Annotated in this window: 18 protein-coding genes; 14 read left to right on the top strand and 4 right to left on the bottom strand. The window is 70.6% G+C overall.

Annotated elements, in window-relative coordinates; genetic code table 11:
* Positions 1 to 31: 31 nt before the first annotated feature.
* The gene (locus HG543_RS22850) at positions 32 to 1,267 is read right to left on the bottom strand and encodes a ComEC/Rec2 family competence protein (RefSeq protein ID WP_169346950.1); all 1,236 of its coding nucleotides are present in this window, start codon (positions 1,265 to 1,267) and stop codon (positions 32 to 34) included.
* Positions 1,267 to 3,111: a gluzincin family metallopeptidase gene (locus HG543_RS22845; RefSeq protein ID WP_169346949.1), complete on the bottom strand. Its 1,845-nt coding sequence runs from the start codon at positions 3,109 to 3,111 to the stop codon at positions 1,267 to 1,269. The genes HG543_RS22850 and HG543_RS22845 overlap by 1 nt, the downstream gene beginning before the upstream one ends.
* A gap of 129 nt (positions 3,112 to 3,240) precedes the next feature.
* On the opposite strand from HG543_RS22845, the gene HG543_RS22840 reads away from it, so the two are divergent.
* From HG543_RS22840 to HG543_RS22830, 3 genes are all read left to right on the top strand, one after another.
* Positions 3,241 to 3,765 (top strand): DUF3592 domain-containing protein, encoded by a 525-nt coding sequence (locus HG543_RS22840; protein WP_169346948.1) that lies wholly within the window; start codon positions 3,241 to 3,243, stop codon positions 3,763 to 3,765.
* A 104-nt stretch (positions 3,766 to 3,869) separates the two neighbouring features.
* Positions 3,870 to 4,862: a hypothetical protein gene (locus HG543_RS22835; RefSeq protein WP_169346947.1), complete on the top strand. Its 993-nt coding sequence runs from the start codon at positions 3,870 to 3,872 to the stop codon at positions 4,860 to 4,862.
* Positions 4,863 to 4,985: 123 nt separating this feature from the next.
* Positions 4,986 to 6,182: a tetratricopeptide repeat protein gene (locus HG543_RS22830; protein ID WP_169346946.1), complete on the top strand. Its 1,197-nt coding sequence runs from the start codon at positions 4,986 to 4,988 to the stop codon at positions 6,180 to 6,182.
* 4 nt (positions 6,183 to 6,186) lie between these two features.
* Here HG543_RS22830 and HG543_RS22825 read toward each other — a convergent pair whose 3' ends face one another.
* Positions 6,187 to 8,373 (bottom strand): tenascin-X, encoded by a 2,187-nt coding sequence (locus tag HG543_RS22825; RefSeq protein ID WP_169346945.1) that lies wholly within the window; start codon positions 8,371 to 8,373, stop codon positions 6,187 to 6,189.
* Positions 8,374 to 8,715: 342 nt separating this feature from the next.
* Here HG543_RS22825 and HG543_RS22820 point away from each other — a divergent pair, with 342 nt between their 5' ends.
* The 8 genes from HG543_RS22820 (at position 8,716) to HG543_RS22785 (ending at position 17,133) form a co-directional block, all read left to right on the top strand.
* Positions 8,716 to 8,958 (top strand): hypothetical protein, encoded by a 243-nt coding sequence (locus HG543_RS22820; RefSeq protein ID WP_343073415.1) that lies wholly within the window; start codon positions 8,716 to 8,718, stop codon positions 8,956 to 8,958.
* Between the two features lie 31 nt (positions 8,959 to 8,989).
* Positions 8,990 to 9,286: a hypothetical protein gene (locus HG543_RS22815; RefSeq protein ID WP_169346943.1), complete on the top strand. Its 297-nt coding sequence runs from the start codon at positions 8,990 to 8,992 to the stop codon at positions 9,284 to 9,286.
* 482 nt (positions 9,287 to 9,768) lie between these two features.
* Complete coding sequence (locus tag HG543_RS22810) at positions 9,769 to 11,529, top strand: serine/threonine protein kinase (protein ID WP_343073414.1); 1,761 nt, start codon at positions 9,769 to 9,771, stop codon at positions 11,527 to 11,529.
* Positions 11,530 to 11,635: 106 nt separating this feature from the next.
* Positions 11,636 to 12,601 (top strand): glutathione synthase, encoded by a 966-nt coding sequence (gshB, locus tag HG543_RS22805; protein ID WP_169346942.1) that lies wholly within the window; start codon positions 11,636 to 11,638, stop codon positions 12,599 to 12,601.
* Between the two features lie 258 nt (positions 12,602 to 12,859).
* The gene (locus tag HG543_RS22800) at positions 12,860 to 14,749 is read left to right on the top strand and encodes an extracellular catalytic domain type 1 short-chain-length polyhydroxyalkanoate depolymerase (RefSeq protein WP_169346941.1); all 1,890 of its coding nucleotides are present in this window, start codon (positions 12,860 to 12,862) and stop codon (positions 14,747 to 14,749) included.
* A 158-nt stretch (positions 14,750 to 14,907) separates the two neighbouring features.
* Complete coding sequence (locus HG543_RS22795) at positions 14,908 to 15,699, top strand: class I SAM-dependent methyltransferase (RefSeq protein ID WP_169346940.1); 792 nt, start codon at positions 14,908 to 14,910, stop codon at positions 15,697 to 15,699.
* Between the two features lie 181 nt (positions 15,700 to 15,880).
* Positions 15,881 to 16,294 (top strand): STAS/SEC14 domain-containing protein, encoded by a 414-nt coding sequence (locus HG543_RS22790; RefSeq protein WP_169346939.1) that lies wholly within the window; start codon positions 15,881 to 15,883, stop codon positions 16,292 to 16,294.
* A 44-nt stretch (positions 16,295 to 16,338) separates the two neighbouring features.
* Positions 16,339 to 17,133: a tRNA1(Val) (adenine(37)-N6)-methyltransferase gene (locus HG543_RS22785; protein ID WP_169346938.1), complete on the top strand. Its 795-nt coding sequence runs from the start codon at positions 16,339 to 16,341 to the stop codon at positions 17,131 to 17,133.
* Positions 17,134 to 17,157: 24 nt separating this feature from the next.
* Here the strand turns inward: HG543_RS22785 and HG543_RS22780 are convergent, their stop codons facing one another.
* A complete protein-coding gene (locus HG543_RS22780) occupies positions 17,158 to 17,913 on the bottom strand; it encodes a hypothetical protein (RefSeq protein ID WP_169346937.1) in 756 nt (251 codons plus the stop codon).
* A gap of 227 nt (positions 17,914 to 18,140) precedes the next feature.
* Here HG543_RS22780 and HG543_RS22775 point away from each other — a divergent pair, with 227 nt between their 5' ends.
* The 3 genes from HG543_RS22775 to HG543_RS22765 form a co-directional block, all read left to right on the top strand.
* Positions 18,141 to 18,647 carry a DoxX family protein gene (locus tag HG543_RS22775; protein WP_169346936.1) on the top strand — a complete coding sequence of 169 codons (507 nt, stop codon included), beginning with the start codon at positions 18,141 to 18,143 and terminating at the stop codon, positions 18,645 to 18,647.
* Between the two features lie 135 nt (positions 18,648 to 18,782).
* Complete coding sequence (locus HG543_RS22770) at positions 18,783 to 20,852, top strand: CapA family protein (RefSeq protein ID WP_169346935.1); 2,070 nt, start codon at positions 18,783 to 18,785, stop codon at positions 20,850 to 20,852.
* Between the two features lie 256 nt (positions 20,853 to 21,108).
* The coding region (locus HG543_RS22765; RefSeq protein WP_169346934.1) for an MFS transporter at positions 21,109 to 21,647 on the top strand (539 nt) is incomplete at its 3' end.

The raw sequence follows: 21,647 nt of genomic DNA, 5'->3' as shown, positions 1-21,647 counted from the left end.
GAGGACACCTCCACAAGTTCTCCACACTCCCTCACGCCCGCCGCCCGGGGTTCCGCACCGGCACCGCGCGCCGGATTCTCGGGGGCGTCCGCGTGCGCTCCACGTCCTCGAACAGCAGGTCCAGGTACGGCACGTTCCCCGGCTGCAGCGTGGTGCTCAGCGCGCACCGGGAGCGCAGCCGCTCATTCGTGGGGGCATGCGGGATGCCGTTGTACGTGCCGTCGTACGCGGAGATGACCGCGGTCCGCTGCCGTCCATCCGGCGGTTGCACGGGGAGGATGGCGTCGAAGATGTCCCCATCCGGCGTCCCGTTGTGGCTGCCATGGTGGCTCACCTTGAGGAAGTGCACCGGCTTGAGCACGCCGTGCTTCTTCATCGTCTTCCAGCTTCGCACCTCCGCGTCACCGGCGAAGAGCAGCCGCCATCCGCGCCACTCCAGGCTGAAGACGATGCTGGTGTTGTTCGCCGCCTTGTCGATGGCCAGCAAGTCATCCCCCACACCCCGGCACCGCCACGCGAGCAGGTTGTAGAAGGCGCTCGCATCCACTCCGGCCGGAGGCGCCGGCACGTGCAGGGACACCTCCCCTCCCGCCTTCCGCTTCAGCCCCAGCGCCACCGGCATGAAGCGTCCGTAGTACTCGCTCGTGTCCTCCTCGGGGGCCCACACCTCCAGCCGCGCTTCCTTGAACGGGTGCGTCTCCGCCAGCGCCGCGCCCCGGTGGACGTAGTGTGTCCGCTCCGCCAGCCCGCGCAGGTACTCCACGCACGCGTCCGTCTTCCGGTAGTCGTTGGTCAGCAGGAAGGACGGCACCACCCCGCGCGCCGCCTCGGGCTTCAGCTGGCAGTACTCCCGCAGGTCGTCGTACAGCGCGCGGCTCGCGTCGAGCTGCTTCTTCGCCTCGGGATGCCGCTCGTAATAGTCCGGCGCCGCCGACGCCGTCAGCCAGGCATGGCGTGGCTTCAGCTTCTCCCGCAGCCCTCCCCCATACCGGCGCTCGTCCGCGTAGGGCAGCCCCTGCACATGGTCCAGGTGCTCGTGCGTCATCACGTAGAGGTCCAGCGGCGCCCCATCCAGCTCCGCCAGCACGTTCTCCAGCACGGGCAGGAAGCCGCTGTCCGCGCCGCCCTCGCCGGCCTGCACGTTGCCCACGTCGATGAGCAGGTGGCGCATCGTCGTCAGGCCCGTGGTGGCATCGTGGTCCGGCACCGACACCAGCAGCGCGTCACCGAACCGCACGTTGTACGTGCGCACCCGCAGCGCATCCATCACCCACCTCCTCTCGCGAAGCGGCGCTGCTCCGTCAGGTGGAGCATGTGCGCGGTGCCCACCACGCGGAGGATTCCGTCGGAGACCTCCCCCCGGATGGTGCCGCACAGCGGCCGTCCATCGGGGCCGAGCGCGTCCTCACCCACGCGCAGCAGGTCCTCCTCCATCAACCACCGCACCATCCCGTCCCGGTCCGCCTTCCGCGTCAGGTGCCGGTCCGACGTGAGCAGCACCCGCACCCGCCGCGTCTCGCAGTCGATGGCGAGCGTGGTGCCGAAGGTGACCTGCCTCCACTCCGGCAGTCCGCTGCCGGGCAGCGTGTCCGGCTCGTCCACCTTCCAGGACACCTTGAAGAGGCACTCGCGGATGCGCCGCGTCCGCTGACCGCCCGTGGCGCCGTAGTAGAGCTTCTCCACCACCAGCCGCGGCGCGATGTGGAAGGAGACGCCCCGGGGAATCCGCAGGAAGCCGCGATGCCGGTTCGCGAACGCGTACGCGGCCCAGTCGCTCTTCACCAGCGTGTCCATGTCCACGCCGTCCAGGGCGCGGTGCTCGAAGTCCGTGCGCACGCGCAACTCGCGCTCGTGGCGGACGATGCCCCGGCGGACGAACTCCTGGCACAGCCACGTCCGCTGCTCGCCGCTGTCCGGGTGCGACGCCTGGTCCGCCGCGAGGATGGCCCGGCCCAGGTCCGCGAACGACACCTCGCCCGGAGGCAGGTAGTCCAGCCCCCGGTACAGGCTGCGCTTGAAGCGCGACGCCGCCACCGCCAGCGCCTTGCCCGACATCCGCCTTCGCGCCTCCTGCCAGGCCTCGTCGGACACGTAGTCCCGGTACTCCAACGGAGGCTCGGGTGCGTCCTCGGGAGGCAGCGCGTGCCGAGCCGTCTCCGCGGGGGCCACCAGCGACGTGCGCGCCTGGGGCTTGAGCGCGAACTCGTCCTTCAGCGCCTCGTGCAGCCGCAGCATGACGCCATAGAGCGCGCCGGAGAGCACCTCGCTCAGCGCGTGCGGCTCCACCGAGGTGACGACGTCCTCCGGCCTCCCGCCCTCGATGGGCCTCAGCGTCTTCTCGTTGTGCAGGTCCCGCAGGTGGCCCTTCTCATGGCCGAGCGCCTTGCCGAACTGCTCGCCAATGGCGCTGAACGCACCGGAGCGGGCGATGCTGCCACCCTGCTCCTTCAGCACCTGCCGGACGAGTGGCCGGCACCGGAAGGCGGCGAGTGCCGCGGTGAGATCCGCCACCGCCTCGTGCAGCGCCACGGCCTGCGGGGACAGCGCGTGGTACAGGTCCGGGGCGATGCCATCCAGCACCGCGTGCGCCGTCTCGTGCGCGATGATGTCCTGCGACTGGCAGGTGTAGATGCGCTCCTCCCGCCCATTGGGGAGCCGATGGCGGAAGGAGAAGAACTGCAGGCTGCGGGACTCGCGCTGGTAGAAGGCGTTCGCCCACTCGCCGGCCCGGGGCACCACGAGCAGCTGCGAGCCCTCGAAGGCCCAACGCACCCGGCGGCCGAGCGCGTCATCCTCCTCGAACATCTCCAGCGTCCGGAGCACCGCGCCGAAGACGCTCACCTGGATGACGTCCGCCGCGTCCAGCCGCTCGGGGTCCTGGAGGCGGAACGTGCCCGGCTCGCCGTCGCGCACGGGAGGCTGGTAGCGGGCACCCCGCTTCAGCCTGCCCGTGATGGCGTCCAGGTCCAGCACCGCCACGCGTGGCGAGACGGGCCCGTCCAGCACCACGTCCTCGCCACGCAGGCGCACCCACTCCATCCTCGGCAGGCTCCGCTCGCCCGAGGCGACCGGGTCCTGCACGAGGACGGGAACGCGGATGTCGACAGCCATGCCCTCCCCCTCTCAGGCTCCCTCCACCGGGTGGTGTCGGCGGACGCGGGTTGTGACGCGACGGCATGCGAGGAGCCGGGGGGCGGCCTCGACGCCAGCCCGGAGGCCGCTGCTATGGTGCGGCCCCGTATGAAGCCATTGCTCCTCTCGGTGCTCTCCACCATCGCCGTCGTCCTGGGCGTCACCGGCCTGGGTCTCGTCATCTGGGGCTTCATCCGGATGCAGCGCAACGCGCGCACCCGGAACTGGCCCTCCACCCAGGGCACCATCCGCTCCTCGCGCGTCACCTCCCGCGAGGCCCCCGCCCTTCAACGCGAGTCGAGCTACGACGACGACGCCCCCAAGCCTCCGCCCCAGGTCCTCTACCGGCCCCAGGTCGAGTACACCTACACCGTGGACCGCCACACCTACACGGGCACGGAGCTGGGGATGGACGTGGTGGAGGTCGGCAACAAGCAGAGCGCGCAGGCCCATGCGGCGCGCTACGCCCCCGGCAGGCCCGTCACGGTCTTCTATGACCCGGAGGACCCGTCTCGCGCCCTGCTCGAGCCCGGGGTCCAGGGCACCTCATGGGCCCTGCCGATTGCTGGAGCCGCGTGCCTCGTCGTCACCGGCGCCTTCTTCTTCTTCGTGCGCTGGTTCAGCGGCCGCTGAGCCGCGGCGAATTCGCCGGAAAAGATCCAGCACCACGCAACCTGCCGCTACATCGCGGCGAGAATGGTTCAAGTCATAATTTTCCGAACCGGAGCACGCCTTCCATGACCGCCAACATCTTCCGCGGCTTCAACTTCCGTGGCCTGACGCAGTCCCTCAAGCACAAGGAGCCGCAGACGTCGCTGCCCCAGAAGGGGACCCAGAAGAACCAGGTCGCGACGACGCCGGACAAGAAGAACACGGCGGTCACCCAGCAGAACGGCCGGTACCAGAACAGCTTCGAGACCGGTAAGCAGGTCAACCGGAACTACAACAAGACCTTCTCGCACGGCGACACCAGCGACCTCTTCACGCCCAACGCCAACAACAGCAAGGGCGCGAAGCTGCTGGGCAAGATGCCCGGCGTCACGCTGACCGAGGGCTCCTTCGAGAAGAGCGTGGCCGCGCACCGGGGCCAGGGCGCCTTCAGCAGCGCCGGCGGTCTCGTCCAGGGCCAGGGCAGCTACTCGCTGGCCGAGGCCATGGTGAAGGGCTCCGGCAAGGTGTCCTTCGAGGGTGGCGCGCTGAAGGCCACCGGCTCGCTGGAGGCCGCGGCCACGCTGGCGCGCGCGCAGGGCTCCATCCGCGTCGGCAAGGGTGACTACACCCTGGACGCCAAGGGCGAGGCGTACGTGGGCGCCGTGGCCCGCGCCAACGGCGAGATGGTCATCGACCCGGCCAAGGGCATCTACGCCGCCAAGATTGAAGCCGACGCCTTCGTGGGCGCTCGCGCGGGTGTCGAGGCGAACGTCAACCTGGGCAAGTTCGGCAGCGTCGGCGGCAGCGCCGAGGCGTGGGCCGGCGTGGGCGTGGCCTTCAAGGCCGAGGCCGGCTTCAAGAACGGCCGCTTCAAGGCCCGCCTGGACATCGGCGCCGCGCTCGGCATCGGCTTCAAGCTGGGCGTGAACATCGACATCGACTTCAAGGGCATCAAGGACACCATCAAGAAGGTCGTCGAGAAGCCCGTCGAGATGGTGAAGAGCATCATCGAGAAGCCCGTCGAGATGGTGAAGGAAGCCGCCCAGAGCGTGAGCAAGTTCTTCAAGAGCCTGTTCTAGCCGTCAGCGTTCCCCCGCACCCCACACCCCGGGCGCGAGTCCTCCGCGGTGCCTTCCAAGGCGCCGCGAGGCTCGCGCCCTCTGTTTTCCGGGCCCCCCTCTGCCCTGGCATACTGCCCCCCCATGACCACCCAGAGCATGCAGGCGTTGTTGAAGGCCGGTGAGGTCGACAAGGCTCGGGAGCTCGCCGAGAGCGCCCTCAGCAAGAACAAGGACGACCGCGTCGCGCTGCTGACGCTCGCGAAGCTGGCTTCGGTGGATGGGGACTGGGACCGGGCGGAGCAGCTCGTGAACCAGGCCACCCGCGGTGGCGTGGAGGACGCGGACTCCAAGCTGGTGAAGGCCGCGCTGGCCTCGTCGCGCGGAGACCTGGAGGGCGCCCGCACCCTCTACACGCAAATCATCCGCGAGGCGAAGCCCCCGCGCGCCGAGGCGCACTTCGGTCTGAGCTTCATCCTCGGCGGGCTGAACGACTTCCCGGGCGCTCGCAAGGAGCTGGAGCGGGCGGTGCAGCTCGACCCCGACGTGGCCCAGTACCGCTTCAACCTGGCGCGCGTGCTGCTGGCGCAGGAGGAGCTGACGCTGGCGCTGCCGCACCTGCAACGGGCGCTGGAGCTCAACCCGCTCAATCCCCCCGTCTACGTGACGTGGACCATCATCCTCCAGCAGCTCGGCGAGCTGGCGCAGGCGGAGGACCTGCTGCGCGATGGCCTGAAGCTGATGCCGGACCAGCCGGAGCTGCTCAACGCGCTCAGCCGCGTGCTGGCCGCGCGCGGCAACGTGCCCGAGGCCTTCGGCATCGCGAAGCACCTGGCCCGCGAGTTCCCCGACGACCCCGAGGCGCAGGGCAACCTGGCCCGCATGATGATGGCCACCGGCCACCGCGTGGAGGCCCTGGAGCTGGTCCGCAAGCTGGAGGCGCGCGGGCAGGCGACGGCGCAGACGAAGTCCATCGAGGCCATGGTGCTCGAGGCCGGCGCGCCGCCGGACGTGGAGGGCGCGGTGCACGCCTGGCGCGCGGCCATGGACCTGGACCCGGAGGACTGGGCCCCCGCCAACAACCTCGGCAACCTCCTGATGCGGTGGGAGGAGGGCGGAGACCCCGAGGAGCGCCTGACGGCCGCCATCGAGATTCTCGAGGAGTCCCGCCGCCGCGCGCCCCACCGGGTGGAGCCCGTGCTCAACCTCGCCATCGTCCACGCGCGCAAGGGTGACAAGACAAAGGCCCAGGCGATGGCGCGCGAGGTCCTCAAGCTGGCGCCCGCCGACGCGAAGGAGCTGCGCGAGCAGGCCGAGCGGCTCCTCCAGACGGTGCGCTGAAACCTCAGTGCGCGGAGTTCTCGTGGTGGCCGTGGCCCGGGCCGCCGAAGGTGCCCGGCCACGGCTCGCTCGCGGGCAGCAGCCCCGGCATGGGGAAGCGCAGGAAGCGCGCCCGGCTGTTGGCGAAGGGCGGGTCGCACTCGCCGCAGGTGGTGGCGCCGTCCATCATCACCATCGCGTCCGGCGCCAGCTCCATCAGCTGCGTCACGCCGCGCGGTGAGTAGGACAGCGGGCACTGGAAGGCCTCGCTCCCGTCCTTCACGCGCACGGCCACCAGCATCGGCTGGGCGTCGGCCCCCATGGCGGTGCTGAGCACCACCGTGTCCCGGGGCCGCCCGGTGCCCGCGGGCCACGTGCCCAGCCGCAGCTCCTTGGTGAAGAGGTTCTGCCCGTCGCGCAGCGAGTACGTCCACGCCGGCTCCAGCCCCGGTAGGCCGAAGCCCTGGAGCTGCGTCGCCTGCTGCAGGGAGCCTCCGCCGCCCCCATTCACCGTGGTCCCCGGCGTGCTGGGCACGGCCACCTCGCGGGTGGCCACCACGCGGCCGAAGGCCTGGGCAATGGAGGCCACCGGCGAGCCGTCCTCCGTGCTCAGCGCCTGCGCGCCGTACTCGGGCATGAGCAGCCCGTTGACCACCGCCAGCTCGCCGGAGCGGAAGTCCCGCGTCGTCCGCCAGCGCGGCACCCCGTCCGGGGAGAAGGCCATCATCAGCGTGGGCGAGCCCGAGGCCAGCGGCGCCCCCACGTTCATCGTCCGCGCGAAGGAGACGTACAGGTTGCCCCGGGTGTCCGAGGCGAGGCCGAAGGGGTGCGGGTGGTTGCACTCGGACAGCAGCGGGTCCGTCAGCTCCTGCGCGGACACCATGCGCCCGAAGGCGTCCAGCACCACCAGGAAGTACATGCGGCAGAGCGTGTCGCGGTTCTGCCCGGCCGGGTACGCCTCGAAGAGGGCCGCCAGCCGGTCCGGCGCCATCACCGCCAGCCGGGCCAGGAAGAGCGTCAGCGTCTTCTGGGCGAAGTCCGGCCGCTCGCGGCCGAGGGTGAAGGTCCACCGGGGTGCGCCCGTGGAGCGCTCCATGAGGGACACCGTGCCGTCCTCCGGCAGGTCCATGCACAAGAGCCGGTCGTTCCACAGCATGCAGCGCCGGCCCGTCTGGTTCGACCGCACCGGCCCCTCTCCCGCCGCGTCCAGCACGGGGAAGCCGTAGAAGCCCGACAGCGTCACCTCGCCCCGGGGGCTCACCAGCAGGTCGTGCAGGTCCTGGCCCTCGAAGCGCGAGTCATATTGCCAGTCCGGCTCCAGGGGGACGGCCGCGGGGCGCTCGCACACGCTCCCCTCGCACCGGCCCTCGCCCTGGCAGGGGCTGGCCGTCGCGCAGACGAAGCCGTCCGGCGGGTTGCGCCGCACGCACGCGCCCTCCACGCACAGGTCCGCCACGTCACACCCGCGCTCCGAGCCGCAGAAGGTGCCGTCCGGCGCGGGGGCCAGCCCGCAGCCCTTCTGGGGGTCGCACGTGCCCACCTGGCACTTGCCGTCCCCCGGGCAGGGCGGCGCCGGCACCGACTGGCACCCGTCCAGCGCATGGCACACGTCCGTGGTGCACAGGTTGCCGTCGTCGCACGCGCGCTCACGGCCCTTGCACCGGCCCGCCTGGCAGGTGGCGTCGGTGAGGCACGCGTTGCCCGGGTCGCACGGAGTGCCGTCCGGCAGCACCGTCTCCACGCATTGCTCCGTCGCCACGTCGAAGGTGGCCGTGCTGCATGTCACCGGCGTGAAGCAGTCCGGAATGGGCTTGCCCTCGCCCGCCAGCACCAGCTCCACCTTGCCGCCGTCCGAGGACGTCCCCGTGACGGTGGACGTGTAGGTGCCCACCGCGGTGGGCGCGAAGCGCAGGCGCACCGGCACCTCGCCCGACGCCACCCGCGTGGGCAGCGCGTCCACCAGCGCGAAGGGCGGCGCCACCTCCGTCCAGGTGACGTCCAGCGGCGCGCGGCCGGCGTTCACCACCCGGACCTCCGCCTCACGCGTGGTGCCAGGGTAGGCCGCCGGGAACTCCAGGCGCGGCCCGGACAGCCGCAGCCGCCCCACCGCGCCCTTCAGGGGGGGCTCGTCACGGCAGGCGATGCCCGCTCCCAGCACCAGTGCCAGCAGGATGACCGCTCGCCCCACCCCTGCTCTCGTCGCGCGTGCCATGGGTGCCTCCCGAAGCCGTCGCGTATAGCCCCCACGCGGGGGCGATGCGAGGGGGCCCCCACACCTGCCTCCCAATGCCCGACAGCCACGCGCCCGTGACACCCCGAGGAAGGATGCGCCCGCACCCCCGGGCCGGGCTCTCCCACCTGACGCGACATCGGGGACTTCCAAGAATTCAGGAACGTGTTCGGGAGGGCCGGTGATTTTTTCAGGTGGGTCGCGTCGAGCCCTCCTAAACGCGCGGAATGTTTGGGGTCCGGAGGGGTACGTTTCTCGCAATCGGCAAGGGGCATGAACTCCGCCGAAACCGCCGGAATCCCGCAGTCATCCCAGGCCTTTACCGTGCTCATCCCACGAGGGCTCCAGGCCACGGTGGATGGGCTCCCGCCGGAGGCCCGGCAGGAGCTGCTCGCCGAGCTGTTCCGCATGGCCGCGCTGGCGCACCAGGAGCGGGGCCTGCTGCCGTCGTCGGCTCCGTACACGCTGAGGCTGGACCTGGCGGGCTGCCAGGTGAGCGTGGAGCTGGACCCGTCGCGCTCGCGCCTGACGCTGTCCGGGCTCCAGCGGGCTCGGGTCCTGGCTTGAGCCCGGGCCGTTCTCAACGGGTCGAGCCGAGATGTCACGTCGTGCCGGATACGAAGAATCCTGGGACCTGACCTATCTGGTGGAGCAGCTCCGTGAGTTGGTGGGCCGCGACCTGCGGCTCCAGCCGGAGCTGGCCTCGGAGCTGGAGGACACCCTCGACAGCCTCGTGCTTCGCAACCAGCGCCTGCGCGGTCTGCAGCGCATGGTCCAGGCGGAGCGCGAGGCGGATGACCTCTCCATCCTCCGCCACGCGCTGGAGGACATGGACCGGGAGCTGCTGGAACGCCTGCCCGTCCTCCTGGACCGGCTGCGCGCGGCACTCCCCTGAGTCCCCGCCAGGGTCCGTTCCCGACGCACCTGGGGGCCGCCACGGCCTCCTGGTGGGCATCGTGGCCCGGGTCGGGCTCCGGCCCCGTGAACCCGCTCCGTGAGCCGAGAGCCCGTGACAAACGGATTGATACATCCCTGTCTCGGTGTCTCGTCCCACAGGGGCTCTTTCCCCAGGCGCCGACGGCTTCTTCTATAGGTACATAGGAGTGTTGATCTAACGGTGGTAGAAGCAGGGGACGCGGAGTTGGGGACAAGTCAGCAAGCTCCCGAGATAACTCGAGAATTCGCTCCCTGCTACATGTGGGTAAATTGGAGGTTTCCCCCGGGCACCCACAGGTGTTGATCCACGGCCCGGTTTCTCCACAACCCCCTCCCTCCTGTCCACAGCCCATCCACAGGGACTTGGGGGGAAGCAGGGCTCACTCGGTGTGACGGCGGGGCGTCACGGGACGTCTGCCCCGCACAAGCCTGTTATCGTCCGTGCCGGCGACGGTCCCCGGGAGCGGGGCGCTGGTGGAGGGTGTCCCCATCGACTTCTATCGGGGCGAGCGCATTGGAAAGTACGAGGTCGTCACCCAGCTGTCCGTGGGGGGCATGGCCGAGCTGTTCCTCGGCTTCACCTCGGGGCCAGGTGGCTTCCGCAAGTACGTCGTCATCAAGCGCATCCTCCCGGACGTGCGCGACAACGAGCAGTTCGAGCGCATGTTCCTGGACGAGGCCCGCATCACCGCGGCCTTCAACCACCCCAACATCGCGCAGGTGTTCGACCTGGGGCAGGAGGACGACGGGCTCTACCTGGCCATGGAGTTCATCGCCGGGCAGAACCTGAATCAAATCACGAGCGCCTGCCTGCGCCGCAAGCAGCAGATTCCCATCGGCTTCACGCTGTCGGTGGCGCGCGACGTCTGCATGGCGCTGCACTACGCGCACACCTTCACGGCGCCCTCGGGCGAGCCCAGCCCCGTCATCCACCGCGACGTCGCCCAGAAGAACATCATGGTGACGTACGACGGCGTGGTGAAGCTCTTGGACTTCGGCATCGCCAAGGCCAAGGGCAGCCTGGAGCGCACCAGCGCGGGCACGGTGAAGGGCACCACCGGGTACATGTCCCCCGAGCAGGTGCGCGGCGACAAGCTGGACGGCCGCAGCGATTTGTTCTCGGTGGGGGTGATGATGCACGAGCTCATCACCGGGGCGCGCCTGTTCGCGGGCAAGGACGAGCGCGACGAGATGGTGAAGATTCTCGAGGCACCCGTCCCCTGGCCCTCGCACGTGGCGCCGCACGTGCCGGAGGGCGTGTCCAAGGTGGTGATGCAGGCGCTGGAGCGCAGCCGGGAGAAGCGCTTCGCCAACGGGCGGGACATGGCGCGGGCCATCGAGGCGGTGGCGGGCCGGCTGCTGATGGACTCGGACCACCGGGCGCAGCTCATGCGGGAGTTGTTCTCCGAGCGCATGGCGGCCACCCGCGCGCTGCTGGAGAGCGCGGAGGGCACCGCGAACGGCGCCATGGTGGACAAGGCGAAGAAGGCGCTGCGGGGCGATGACGGGCCATACCTTCCGGAGCGGGTGGACGACTCCACGCCGCAGAACGGGGTGAGCGCGGTGCCGCGCAAGCCGGCGCGCCGGGCACCCGCGACGGGTCGGCAACCCGCGGTGGCGGACACGGCGAAGACGAAGGAGCCGCCCTCCAAGCTGAACAACGCGCTGTGGGGGCTGCTGCTGCTGGCCATCCTGGCGGGCGGAGGCTACGGGGCGTGGCGCCTGGCGGTGGTGCTGAACGCGAACGTGGAGCCCGACCCGACGGAGATTCGCAAGCTGCCGACCTCGGCGGCACCGGCGCTCCCGGAGTTCCGTGAGGCCACGGCGGCGAAGCGGGATGGTGGCACCGGGGTCGCGGAGGCGGAGACGCCCGCGTCGGATGCGAGCACCCAGGTCGTGAACGCGGACGTGGAAACGCCCCTGGGCCCGAAGGAGGGCAGGAATCGGGGCGGCACGAAAGCGGAGCGGACCTCGGAGCCCCGGGTGCGGGGCAATGGGAAGCTGACGCTCGTCGTGAAGGCGGAGAACGTGGACGTCTACGAGGGCGACAACAAGCTGGGACGGACGCCCATGGCCAACAAGGTGCTGTCCGCGGGCACGCACACGCTGCACATCGTGGGCTCGGACGGGAGGAGGCGGCCGCTGGAGGTGAAGATCCGGCCGAACCAGACGACCCGGTTCGTCCTGGAGGACCTTCCCTGACGCATGACGGCTGGACGTCACTGTTCCGCCCCACCCTCATGATTGAGGGGCACATCCCCCCCGCGCTCCGCTATCCTCGCGACCCCAACCTGCCACTTCGGACTGCATGGCCGCGCTCACCATTGGCTTCTTGATGGACCCGCTCGAGACGGTGCGGGTGAACCACGACTCCACGTTCGAGCTGATGCGGGAGGCCCAGAAACGCGGCCACCGGGTGCTCTACTTCGAGCAGGGCTGGCTGCGCTTCAACGGCACCTGCACCGAGGCGCGCATGCGCCACGTCACCGTGCGCCCTGAACAGGGCCGGCACTTCGACATCCTCGAAGAGGCCGTGCACCCCCTGTCCACGCTGGACGTGCTCTTCATGCGCAAGGACCCGCCGGTGGACGTGGAGTTCCTCCACGCCACGCAGCTGGTGGAGCTGTGCGGTGACCGGGCGCCCGCGTTCATCAACCACCCCGCCGGCATCCGCGACGCCAACGAGAAGCTCTTCGCCCTGCACTACCCGGACCTGATGCCGGACACCCGCATCACCCGCGAGCTGCCGGTGCTGCTCGACTTCATCGCCCGCAATCCGCAGGGCACCATCCTCAAGCCCGTGGATGGCTACGGCGGCAAGGGCATCCTCTTCCTGAGCCCCACGGACCGCAACGCGCGCTCCGCGGTGGAGCTGCTCACGATGGGAGGCCGCGAGGCCGTCGTCGCGCAGGCGTACATCCCCGAGAGCCGCCTGGGCGACAAGCGCATCCTCCTCGTCGACGGCGAGCCCGTGGGCGGCGTCCTCCGCGTCCCCTCCGAGGACGACAACCGCGGCAACATGGCCGCCGGCGGCACGCCCCGGAAGGCCGTGCTCACCCCACGCGACCTCGAAATCTGCGAGCGGCTGAAGCCCGAGCTGCGCAAGCGCGGGCTCCTGCTGGTGGGCATCGACGTGCTCGGCGACTACCTCACCGAGGTGAACGTCACGAGCCCCACGGGCATCGTGGAGGCCAACCAGCTGGACGGCGTGTGCGTCGAGGCGAAGGTGCTGGACGTGGCCGAGCGCCTGGCCGCCGAGCGCAACGCCCGGTAGGCCCTTCAGCACGGCACCGCCGCCGGGAGCGAGAGCCCCGGCCGCGCGGTGCCTCCCCCTCCACCTGAATCCTGGTTCAACTTTCACCCACCCCGCCAACGCGGCGCGGCATGTCCCTTCGTGCCGCGGCGGATTGAATCCTGGTTCATGTTTCATGCGTCTGGCGACGCATCGCGCCTTGCGGTGGATGGAGGCGGGAGAGTCAGGTGTCGCCCCGCGGCCGCCGAAACTTCCCCCCACGGCGGCCCGGGAGGCACCATGCACACGCAGCGATTCCGCCGTTCGTGGTTGTGGTCGCGGTTCCCCGGAGCGAGCCTCACGGCGCTCCTGCTCGCCGGTGTTCCGGGCTGTGACCCGGACGAGGAGCCTCCCGCCCGGGAGGACATGCCCGAGCTCAGCGAGACGCAGAATCCCCTCACCCAGGTGACCGGCTTCGGCACCAACCCCGGCAACCTGCTGATGTACCGCCACGTCCCCACCGGGATGCCGGCCAACGCGCCGCTCGTGGTGGTGCTGCACGGCTGCACGCAGCAGGCCGCGGGCATGGAGGGCAGCGGCTGGACGGCGGCGGCCAACGTCTACAAGTTCTACGTCGTCTATCCGCAGCAGCAGAGCGCCAACAACGGCGCGAACTGCTTCAACTGGTTCCAGTCCCAGGACTTCAGCCGGGGCCAGGGCGAGGCGCTCTCCGTCAAGCAGATGGTGGACGCGATGAAGTCCGCGTACTCCATCGACCCGGAGCGGGTGTACGTCGCGGGCTTCTCGGCCGGCGGGTACCTGGCGTCGGCGCTGCTGGCGTCCTACCCGGACGTCTTCTCCGGGGCTTCCATCAACTCGGGAGGCCCGTACCGGTGTGCCCTGTCCTCGAACGAGGGCTTCAGCTGCATGAACCCGGGTGTGGATAAGACGCCGGCCGCCTGGGGCGACTTCGTGCGCTCCGCCTGGTCGAGCGCGGGCTACACGGGCCCGCGCCCGCGCGTCACCCTCTGGCACGGCACCAGCGACTTCACGGTGCGGCCGGCGAACCTGACCGAGGCCATGGAGCAGTGGACCAACGTCCACGGCATCGACCAGACGCCGGATACTTCCGAGACGGTGGGCGGCTTCCCGCACAAGGTCTACCGCGACGGCGCGGGCACGGCGCTCGTGGAGACCTGGGAAATCACCAACATGGGCCATGCCGTGGGCTTCGACGCGCAGTTCAGCTTCCCGGGCAGCACCACGGCCTGCGGCACCACCGGCGCGTACCTCACCGATGTGAACCTCTGCTCCGTCTACTACCAGGCCCAGTTCCTCGGGCTCACGGGGGGCGGCACGCCGGGTGACACCACGCCGCCCACGGTGAACGTGACGGCTCCGGCCAACGGGGCCACGGTGAGCGGCACCGTCACCGTCACCGCGAGCGCGTCGGACGCGGTGGGCGTGGCGCGAGTGGAGTTCCTGGTGGACGGCAGCCCCGTGTCCACGGACACGGTGGCTCCGTACGAGTTCGCGTGGAACAGCACCGGCGTCTCCAATGGCTCTCACACGCTGGGGGCGCGCGCCTTCGACGCGGCGGGGAACCAGGCCACGGACAGCGACACGACGGTGACGGTGAGCAACAGTGGCTCGCCCGCGCCCGTCACGGTGAGCTTCACCAGCGTCGCGGCGGAGGACGGCTACCTCAAGGCGAACGCGGACGGCAGCGCTCCGGCGCTGGGCACGCTCACGGGGCTGGCACTCGGGCGGGGGACGGACGCGAAGTACAACCGCTCGTTCCTGTCCTTCGACACGTCGGGCCTTCCGGACACCGCGAGCATCAGCCGCGCGTACCTGACGGTGAGCTACTCGTCCGGCTCGGGTGACCCGTGGGCGAGCCCCGCGGGCAACACGCTCGTCATCGACGTGAAGAACGGCACCTTCAACGCCGCCACCACCGAGACGGCCGACTGGGCCGCCGCCGCCACCGCGAGTGCCGTGGCGGACATCGCGAAGTTCACCGCGGGGACGAAGGCCTCGGCGGACTTCAGCGGCACCGGGCTGTCCGCCATCAGCAAGACGGGGAGGACGCAGCTCCGGCTGCGCTTCACCGGCGAGCAGGCGGCGACGGCGTACCTCTTCATCCGCGACGGGGCCAACGCCACGCTGACGGTGGTGTACACGCCGTAGCGCCTGGGGGGACGGCGGGCCTGCCGTCCCCCTTTCGCTCAGTCGTCGGAGCCGTACTCGAAGCCCTGAGCCCCGCGTCTCACTCGAGGTGCGCTCGCTGAGCCGTGACAGGGGGACTGCTATCCTCGCTCCATTCCCCCACCCCTCTGGAGCCGTTCATGTCCTGGCAGAAGTTCCTGCTCGTCCCCCGACTCATGTGGCACGGGATGCGTGCGCCAGGGGACGCGGCGAAGGCCTGGGAACGGTACTGGAACAGCGTGCAACGCACGGGCGCGGAGGGCGATGTGCTCTGGGATGCTGGCAGCGAGGCCGAGCTGTCGCAGTCCCTGGAGCGCGTGCTCGAGCACATGGACCGGAGCCTGCCCGTGCTCGACGTGGGCTGCGGCAACGGGCGCCACAGCCGGGCGCTCGCGGCCCATTTCCCCTCGGTGCACGGGCTGGACCTGTCCTCGCGGGCCATCGAGAAGGCACGCCAGGAGTCCCGCGATGTCACCAACGTCTCCTACCGCGTCCTCGAAGCGAGCCAGCCCGGCGCGGGACGCCAGCTCGCGAACGAGCTGGGCGAAGCCAACGTCTACGTGCGCGGCGTCTTCCACATCCTCGGCCACGCGCAGCGAACGAGCCTGGTGAGCAATCTCCGGGACCTCCTCGGCCGGCGGGGCGTGCTCTTCCTCCTGGAGACGGCCCACGAGGGCAGCCCGCTCGATTACCTCCAGTCGCTCGGCGCGACGGCCTCCGTCATCCCCGTGCCGCTCAAGCGCTGCATCGAGTCTGGCGTCCGCGCGCCGGAGGCCTTCGATGAGCGCATGTTCCGCAAGTACTTCCCCGCGGAGTCGTGGGAGACCCTTGCCTGCGGCAAGACAATCATCCACGGCGTGCCCATGAGCACCCGGAGCGAGCTGGAGAAGATTCCCGGCTTCTTCGCGCTCGTGCGATGCCGCGCGGCGTGAGCCGGTGTCACCTGAACACGATAAACCTGACTGAGTCGTAAAACATGTCTCATTCAGCCGGGTTTACCGATAATTTATTTGTGATTGGATGGACTTTCAGTCGTGAGCCCCTTTCACGTGACGTCCCATTCATGGCTTGCTTGTGCTCACTGGACGGGAGAGCCAGGACCTGGGGGACATCATGGGGGCTCGGAAGGAGTGGAAGTTCGGCGCGCACGTGGCACGGCTGGAGCAGTCGGACGTGTTGGTGGTGAGTTTCAGCGGACCGACTTCCTTCGACGAGGCGCGGCGCTCGGTGGAAATCTGCGAGGAGTTGGGGAGCCTCCAGCCCTTCTACCTGGTGATGGATGTGTCGGACTCGACCATCGACACGAAGAGCCGCGAGTACATCTCCCGCAACCTCAAGGCGGAGTGGTTCCACGGCATCCTCTACGTCGGGCTGGGGCTCGCGCAGCGGGCCATGGCGAAGGCCATCCTCCTGGCGCTGTACTTCACGGGGAAGTGGAGCGTGGAGGTCGACTTCGTGCCCACCGAGCAGGCGGCGCACGCCCTCATCCTCCGCAGGCGTGAGCAGCGGCTGGCCCACGCGGCCTGAGCCGCGGGTTGCCAAGGGGGTGGAGATGGGGCGAAACACGCCCCATGTCTGAACCCACGCCTTCCGGGCCCGGCCCGGACGAGACGCTCGACTCCATCGGCACGGCCGGCGTGCGCGTGCTGCAGCGGCGGAGCGGCTACCGCTTCACGCTGGACGCGGTGCTGCTGGCGCACTTCGCCTCGACGGAGGGAACGGGTGCACCGGGGCCGATGCTGGAGCTGGGCGCGGGCAGCGGCGTGGTGTCCTTCCTGCTCGTGAAACAGTTCGGCCTGGGGCCGGTGGACGCGCTGGAGTTGCAACCCGCCGTGTACGCGCGGCTGGAGCGCGCGGTGGCGCTCAACGGGTGCGAGGGCCGCGTGACGCCGCTGCTGGGAGACCTGCGGCGCATCCGCGAACACGTGTCCGGAGGACGGTACTCGCACGTGGTGTCCAACCCTCCGTTCCGCGTGGCCCACGCGGGAGTGCGCAGCCCGGATGACGAGCGCGCCGTGTCCAAGTCGGAGGTGGCGTGTGTCGCGGGGGACGTGGTGGCGGCGGCGCGGTACGCGCTGGTGCCCGGAGGGCTCGTGAGCCTCGTGTACCCGGCCGCGCGCGTGGCGGAGGTGCTGGGGCTGCTCACCCAGGCGAAGCTGTACCCGTCGGTGCTGCGCTTCGTGCACTCGCGCGTGGAGGATGCCGCTACGCGCTTCCTCGTGCAGGCGGTGAGGGACAGGGACCGGGGGCTCGCCGTGCGTCCTCCGCTCATCGTCCACGGTGAGGGCCCGGGTGGGTACTCCGCGGAGGTGGCCGCGTTGATGGACGCTCCCCTGGCGGAGCGGGTGCCTTCGGGAGAGGAGTAGCGGGAGCGGCTCCTCGTCTCTGTCCTACGGAGTGCTGGCCAGCGCCTTCGTGTTCGTCACCTGCACGCCACCGCTCTCGGACACGGTGATGAACATCTCGCTGCGCGCGGGCACGTCGAGCGTGGCACGCCGGTGGCTCTTCCCAACTGTGAAGACGACCCCCAGCTCATGCGTCCCGGGCTTCACGTCCGTGAGGAGCACGCTCGTCGTGCCGCTCGCGCCCCGGCGCGTGCCGTCGAGCGACACCGTGCAGGACTTCTGGCAGCGCACGTTGAGGTGGGAGGCCTGCTGGCTGTCTGTCTCCTCCCGTGTTTTCTTCGCCGCGCCCAGGCTCCTGTGCCGCGTGAGCTTCACGTTGCCCTTCGAGTCGCCGTAGACCGTGGCCTTCGTGCCCGGCGGAATATCCACGCGGCCGCGGAAGAGTCTGCGGTTGAGGAGTCCGCCGCTCGCCTCCACGTGCCGCCGTCCGGGCTCCACGTGCGTGAACTCCCACGTCCGGTCGTCACGCCGCAGACCCCCTCGGCCGTCGAGCCGCGCGATGCAGTCCTCGGGACAGCGCACGATGACGACGCTCCTCTCTCCCATTGAAACCCGCTGCGCCGGGGTCGTGCACGCCACCACTTCCGCCCGCTTCGGGGGGCCGGGAGGAGGCGTGCTCCCGCGCGCCACCGCGATGCGCTTGTTGGTGGCCTGGGCCGCGTCGGGGGTGACGCCGTCCTCCGCCAGGGCCGGAGAGGAGAGCAGCAACGCCAGGGAGAGCAGACACCCGCGTACGAGCATGGTGCCGCCGAGTCTCGCGCCAACCGGCGTCCAGGTCGAGGCACATGACGCAGCCCGTAGGGTTCTGGCGGAGATGGGGACCGACTGCCGAGTGAGACGATGCGCCGCTGGCACGCCTGCCGGCCGAGTGAGGGCGGCATGACTCAAGGTGCCATGAGGGGCAGCCGGCCCCAACGTACCCAGGTTCCCGACTGGGCTCCGGCCCCCCATTCACAGGAGGAGAGGGAATGAACGTGGCGACGCTGACCGAGCAACCGAGCATCCTCAAGGCGGCCGCCCTGGTGCCGCCGCGTCTGGCACTCGGGTCTTCGATGGTGATGCACGGAGTGAGCAAGCTGCGCAAGGAGGGCACGGCGCAGACCGCCGGCTACTTCGAGTCCCTGGGCCTCAAGCCCGCGAAGCCGCTGGTGCTGGCCACCGGCATCACCGAGCTGCTCGCGGGCCTGAGCTCCATCCTCGGCTTCGCCACTCGCCCCGCCGCGCTCGGCGTGCTCGTCACGCAGGCCTTCGCCATCGCCAAGGTCCACGGGTCCAAGGGCTTCGACAACACCAAGGGTGGCTTCGAGTTCAACATCGCGCTGTGCTCCATCGCGCTCGGGCTGCTGCTGCGCGGCCCCGGTCAGCTCTCGGTGCACAGCGCGCTGGAGCGCAAGGCGAAGCGCAAGGAGCTGCGGCGCTTGCGGCTGCTGCCGCGCCAGCGTCGCCGCTCGGTGCTGCTGGACCTGCTGGGCTGAAGCCCGGGTTGCACGCCGCCACACACCCCGCTCGTCTTCCGTGAGGGGTGTGTGTGTCGCCTGCCCGTCTCCTGATGGGGCGGGCGTACGCCAATCACCCCCGGACGCCTGGGAGGCCCGTAATATGCGCGGGCCATGGCCTCGTCCGTCTTCCTCATGCTGGCGCTCGCCACCACGCCGGGGGCTTCCCCCGCGCGCGAGCCCGCCCCCGCCCACTCCACTTCCCGCTCCGCCGAGCTGCTCTCCGCCGCGGGCTCCGCGTCCGTGAAGGCCGCCCTCGGTGACGACGCGCGTGCACGCTCCGCCGAGCTGCTCTCCACCGCGGGCTCCGCGTCCGTGCGGGCCGTGCTCCGGGAGGATGCCGGCGCCCGGTCCACCGTTGCGGGCGCGAGCATCGCGGGCGATGGAGCCGTGCGGGCCGTGCTGCGAGAGGATGCCGGCTCGCGGCCTGGCGTCGCGGGCACGAGCATCGCGGGCGATGGAGCCGTGCGGGCCGTGCTGCGGGAGGATGCCGGCTCGCGGCCTGGCGTCGCGGGCACGAGCATCGCGGGTGATGGAGCCGTGCGGACCGTGCTGCGAGAGGATGCCGGCGCCCGGCCTGGCGTCGCTGGCGCCACCCTCGCCGGTGATGGGTCCGTGAAGGCCGTGGCCGAGGACCTCGCGCGGGCCCGCATCGCCAGCGCCGCCGTGCTCGCGGGAGACGGGTCCGTGAAGGCCGCCGTGCGTGACGACGCGCGCGCCGAGGCCACGATTGTCCCCGTCACCGCCACCTCGGAAGCAGCGGCCCCTGCCCAGGGCACCCCGGACATCTCCGACCTCGGACGCGCCGCCGCGCGGGCCGGTGCCGGTGCCCTGCGCGCCGCCGCCACGGCGCTGCGCTCGAATTCCAACGCCCCCGCCGTGGCGGACGCGGACGCGAGCTACGCCCGGGGCATGGAGGCCCTCAAGGCGAAGGACACCCGCACCGCCATCACCGAGCTGTCCGCCTGCGTCCAGGCCGCGCCCTCGCGCGTGGACTGCCGCTGGGAGCTGGGCTGGGCCTACCAGGTCGAGGGCCGCTGGGCGGACGCGCTCACCCAGTGGACCGAGGTGAAGAAGCTCGCCCCCGACCACCCGGACCTGGAGACGGCGCTGGCCCAGGCCCAGGGCCAGGTCTCGCTCCAGGAGAAGCTCTCTCGCGCGCCCCAGGCCAGCAACCGCCCTCCCCCGCCTCCGGGCGCGAAGGTGCGCCTCCGCGCCGTGGGTGACGTGATGCTCGGCACCACCGTGCCGGAAGGGCACCTGCCTCCCGACGGCCCCGCGAGCGTCATCGCCGGAGTGCGCCCGCTACTGGAGGACGCGGACGTCACCTTCATCAACCTCGAAGGCCCGCTGTGCGACAACGGCGAAACCAAGAAGTGCCGCTCGAAGGGCAACTGCTACGCGTTCCGCTCGCCCACGTCGTACGGGCAGGTGCTCAAGGAGGCCGGGGTGGACGTGGCCTCCACGGCGAACAACCACTCGGGTGACTTCGGCGAGCTGTGCCGCCGCGAGACGGAGGCCACGCTCGACGCGCTCGGCATTCCCTGGAGCGGCCCGCCAGGCTCGGTGGCCACCGTGGAGCGCAATGGCCTGCGCATCGGCGTGGTGGCGTTCCACACGTCGCCCTCGTGCAACCACCTCAACAACCTCGCCACGGCCACGGCGCTGGTGAGCGCCGCGGCGGCCGAGCATGACCTCGTCGTCGTCTCCTTCCACGGCGGCGCCGAGGGCAGCAAGGCGCTGCACGTGCCGCAGGGCCGCGAGATGTTCTTCGGCGAGGACCGCGGAGATTTGCGCACCTTCACCCGCGCGGTGGTGGACGCGGGCGCGCACCTGGTGCTCGGCCACGGGCCGCACGTGGCGCGCGGCATGGAGTTCTACAAGGGCCGGCTCATCGCCTACTCCATGGGCAACTTCGCCACCTACGGCCGCTTCACCCTGTCCGGCGCGCAGGGGCTGGGCATGGTGCTGGAGGTGGAGCTGAACGGCGACGGCAGCTTCGGCTCGGCCCGCATCCTTCCCACGAAGCAGGTGGACAAGGGCATCGCCGTGCCGGACCCGACGGGCGCCGTCATCAAGCTCGTGCGCGGCCTCACCGCCGAGGACTTCCCCGAGACGGGCGCCCGCATCTCCGAGGACGGCGCCGTGAAGCCCGCGGGCAAGGGCCCCGTCTCCGCGCGGTAACACCACCTTCGCGCACCCTGGACTACGGGTGCGCTGTTCCGCCGGGCCCGCGTATTCCGAGCGAATCGCGAGAGCCTCGACGCCGGGACGCGAATCCCCCGTCACATTCGCGTCGCCGGTGCGTCCGTGGGGGTGTCTCCCAGCGCACGGTGAAGTCTGGCTGCTGGCCCTGCCGACGGGCGCGTCATTGCAGCTCAAATGATGACGCGAGCCATGAGGGCGCGTGACGGGGCTGTGCGCTACAAGGAAGCTCTCCGTGCGCGCACTCCGACTGCCACGTCTCTCCTCGCTTCGAGCCTTCGACCATCCCGGCTACTTCGCTGTCTGGATGGGTGCACTCATCTCCACCATCGGCACGTGGATGGAGACGGTGGCGATGGGCGTGTACGTGACGGAGGTGACGGGCCGCGCGGAGTGGACGGGCGGCATCGTGGCGCTGACGTACCTGCCGTCGGTGGTGCTGTCGCCGCTGGGTGGCGCGCTGGCGGACCGGTTCGACCGGCGCGCGTACGTGGCGCTGGGGACGGTGGCGCAGCTGCTGCTCGCGGGAGTGCTGACGGTGCTGGCCTTCACGCACCAGCTCAGCGTTCCCGTGGTGGGCGTGGTCTCGTTCCTCCACGGCTGCGCGAGCACGCTCATCAACCCGGCGTTCTCCGCGATGCTCGCGGAGCTGGTTCCGCCGAGGGACTTGCACAGCGCCATGAGCCTCAACTCGGCGCAGTACAACCTGGGGCGCATCGCGGGGCCGGCGCTGGCGGCGGTGGTGCTGGGGGCGCGTTCGAAGGTGCCGTGGAC

Source organism: Pyxidicoccus fallax, assembly GCF_012933655.1.
Classification (GTDB): Bacteria; Myxococcota; Myxococcia; order Myxococcales; family Myxococcaceae; genus Myxococcus; species Myxococcus fallax.
The sequence above is the reverse complement of the archived record's forward strand: the minus strand, read 5'-3'. Positions and strand labels throughout refer to the sequence as shown.

Bases quoted from the DNA above. Each gene is read 5' to 3' on its own strand.
- HG543_RS22850 (WP_169346950.1), bottom strand. From the start codon at position 1,267: ATGGATGCGCTGCGGGTGCGCACGTACAACGTGCGGTTCGGTGACGCG.
- HG543_RS22845 (WP_169346949.1), bottom strand. From the start codon at position 3,111: ATGGCTGTCGACATCCGCGTTCCCGTCCTCGTGCAGGACCCGGTCGCC.
- HG543_RS22840 (WP_169346948.1), top strand. From the start codon at position 3,241: ATGAAGCCATTGCTCCTCTCGGTGCTCTCCACCATCGCCGTCGTCCTG.
- HG543_RS22835 (WP_169346947.1), top strand. From the start codon at position 3,870: ATGACCGCCAACATCTTCCGCGGCTTCAACTTCCGTGGCCTGACGCAG.
- HG543_RS22830 (WP_169346946.1), top strand. From the start codon at position 4,986: ATGACCACCCAGAGCATGCAGGCGTTGTTGAAGGCCGGTGAGGTCGAC.
- HG543_RS22825 (WP_169346945.1), bottom strand. From the start codon at position 8,373: ATGGCACGCGCGACGAGAGCAGGGGTGGGGCGAGCGGTCATCCTGCTG.
- HG543_RS22815 (WP_169346943.1), top strand. From the start codon at position 8,990: ATGTCACGTCGTGCCGGATACGAAGAATCCTGGGACCTGACCTATCTG.
- gshB (WP_169346942.1), top strand. From the start codon at position 11,636: ATGGCCGCGCTCACCATTGGCTTCTTGATGGACCCGCTCGAGACGGTG.
- HG543_RS22800 (WP_169346941.1), top strand. From the start codon at position 12,860: ATGCACACGCAGCGATTCCGCCGTTCGTGGTTGTGGTCGCGGTTCCCC.
- HG543_RS22795 (WP_169346940.1), top strand. From the start codon at position 14,908: ATGTCCTGGCAGAAGTTCCTGCTCGTCCCCCGACTCATGTGGCACGGG.
- HG543_RS22790 (WP_169346939.1), top strand. From the start codon at position 15,881: ATGGGGGCTCGGAAGGAGTGGAAGTTCGGCGCGCACGTGGCACGGCTG.
- HG543_RS22785 (WP_169346938.1), top strand. From the start codon at position 16,339: ATGTCTGAACCCACGCCTTCCGGGCCCGGCCCGGACGAGACGCTCGAC.
- HG543_RS22780 (WP_169346937.1), bottom strand. From the start codon at position 17,913: ATGCTCGTACGCGGGTGTCTGCTCTCCCTGGCGTTGCTGCTCTCCTCT.
- HG543_RS22775 (WP_169346936.1), top strand. From the start codon at position 18,141: ATGAACGTGGCGACGCTGACCGAGCAACCGAGCATCCTCAAGGCGGCC.
- HG543_RS22770 (WP_169346935.1), top strand. From the start codon at position 18,783: ATGGCCTCGTCCGTCTTCCTCATGCTGGCGCTCGCCACCACGCCGGGG.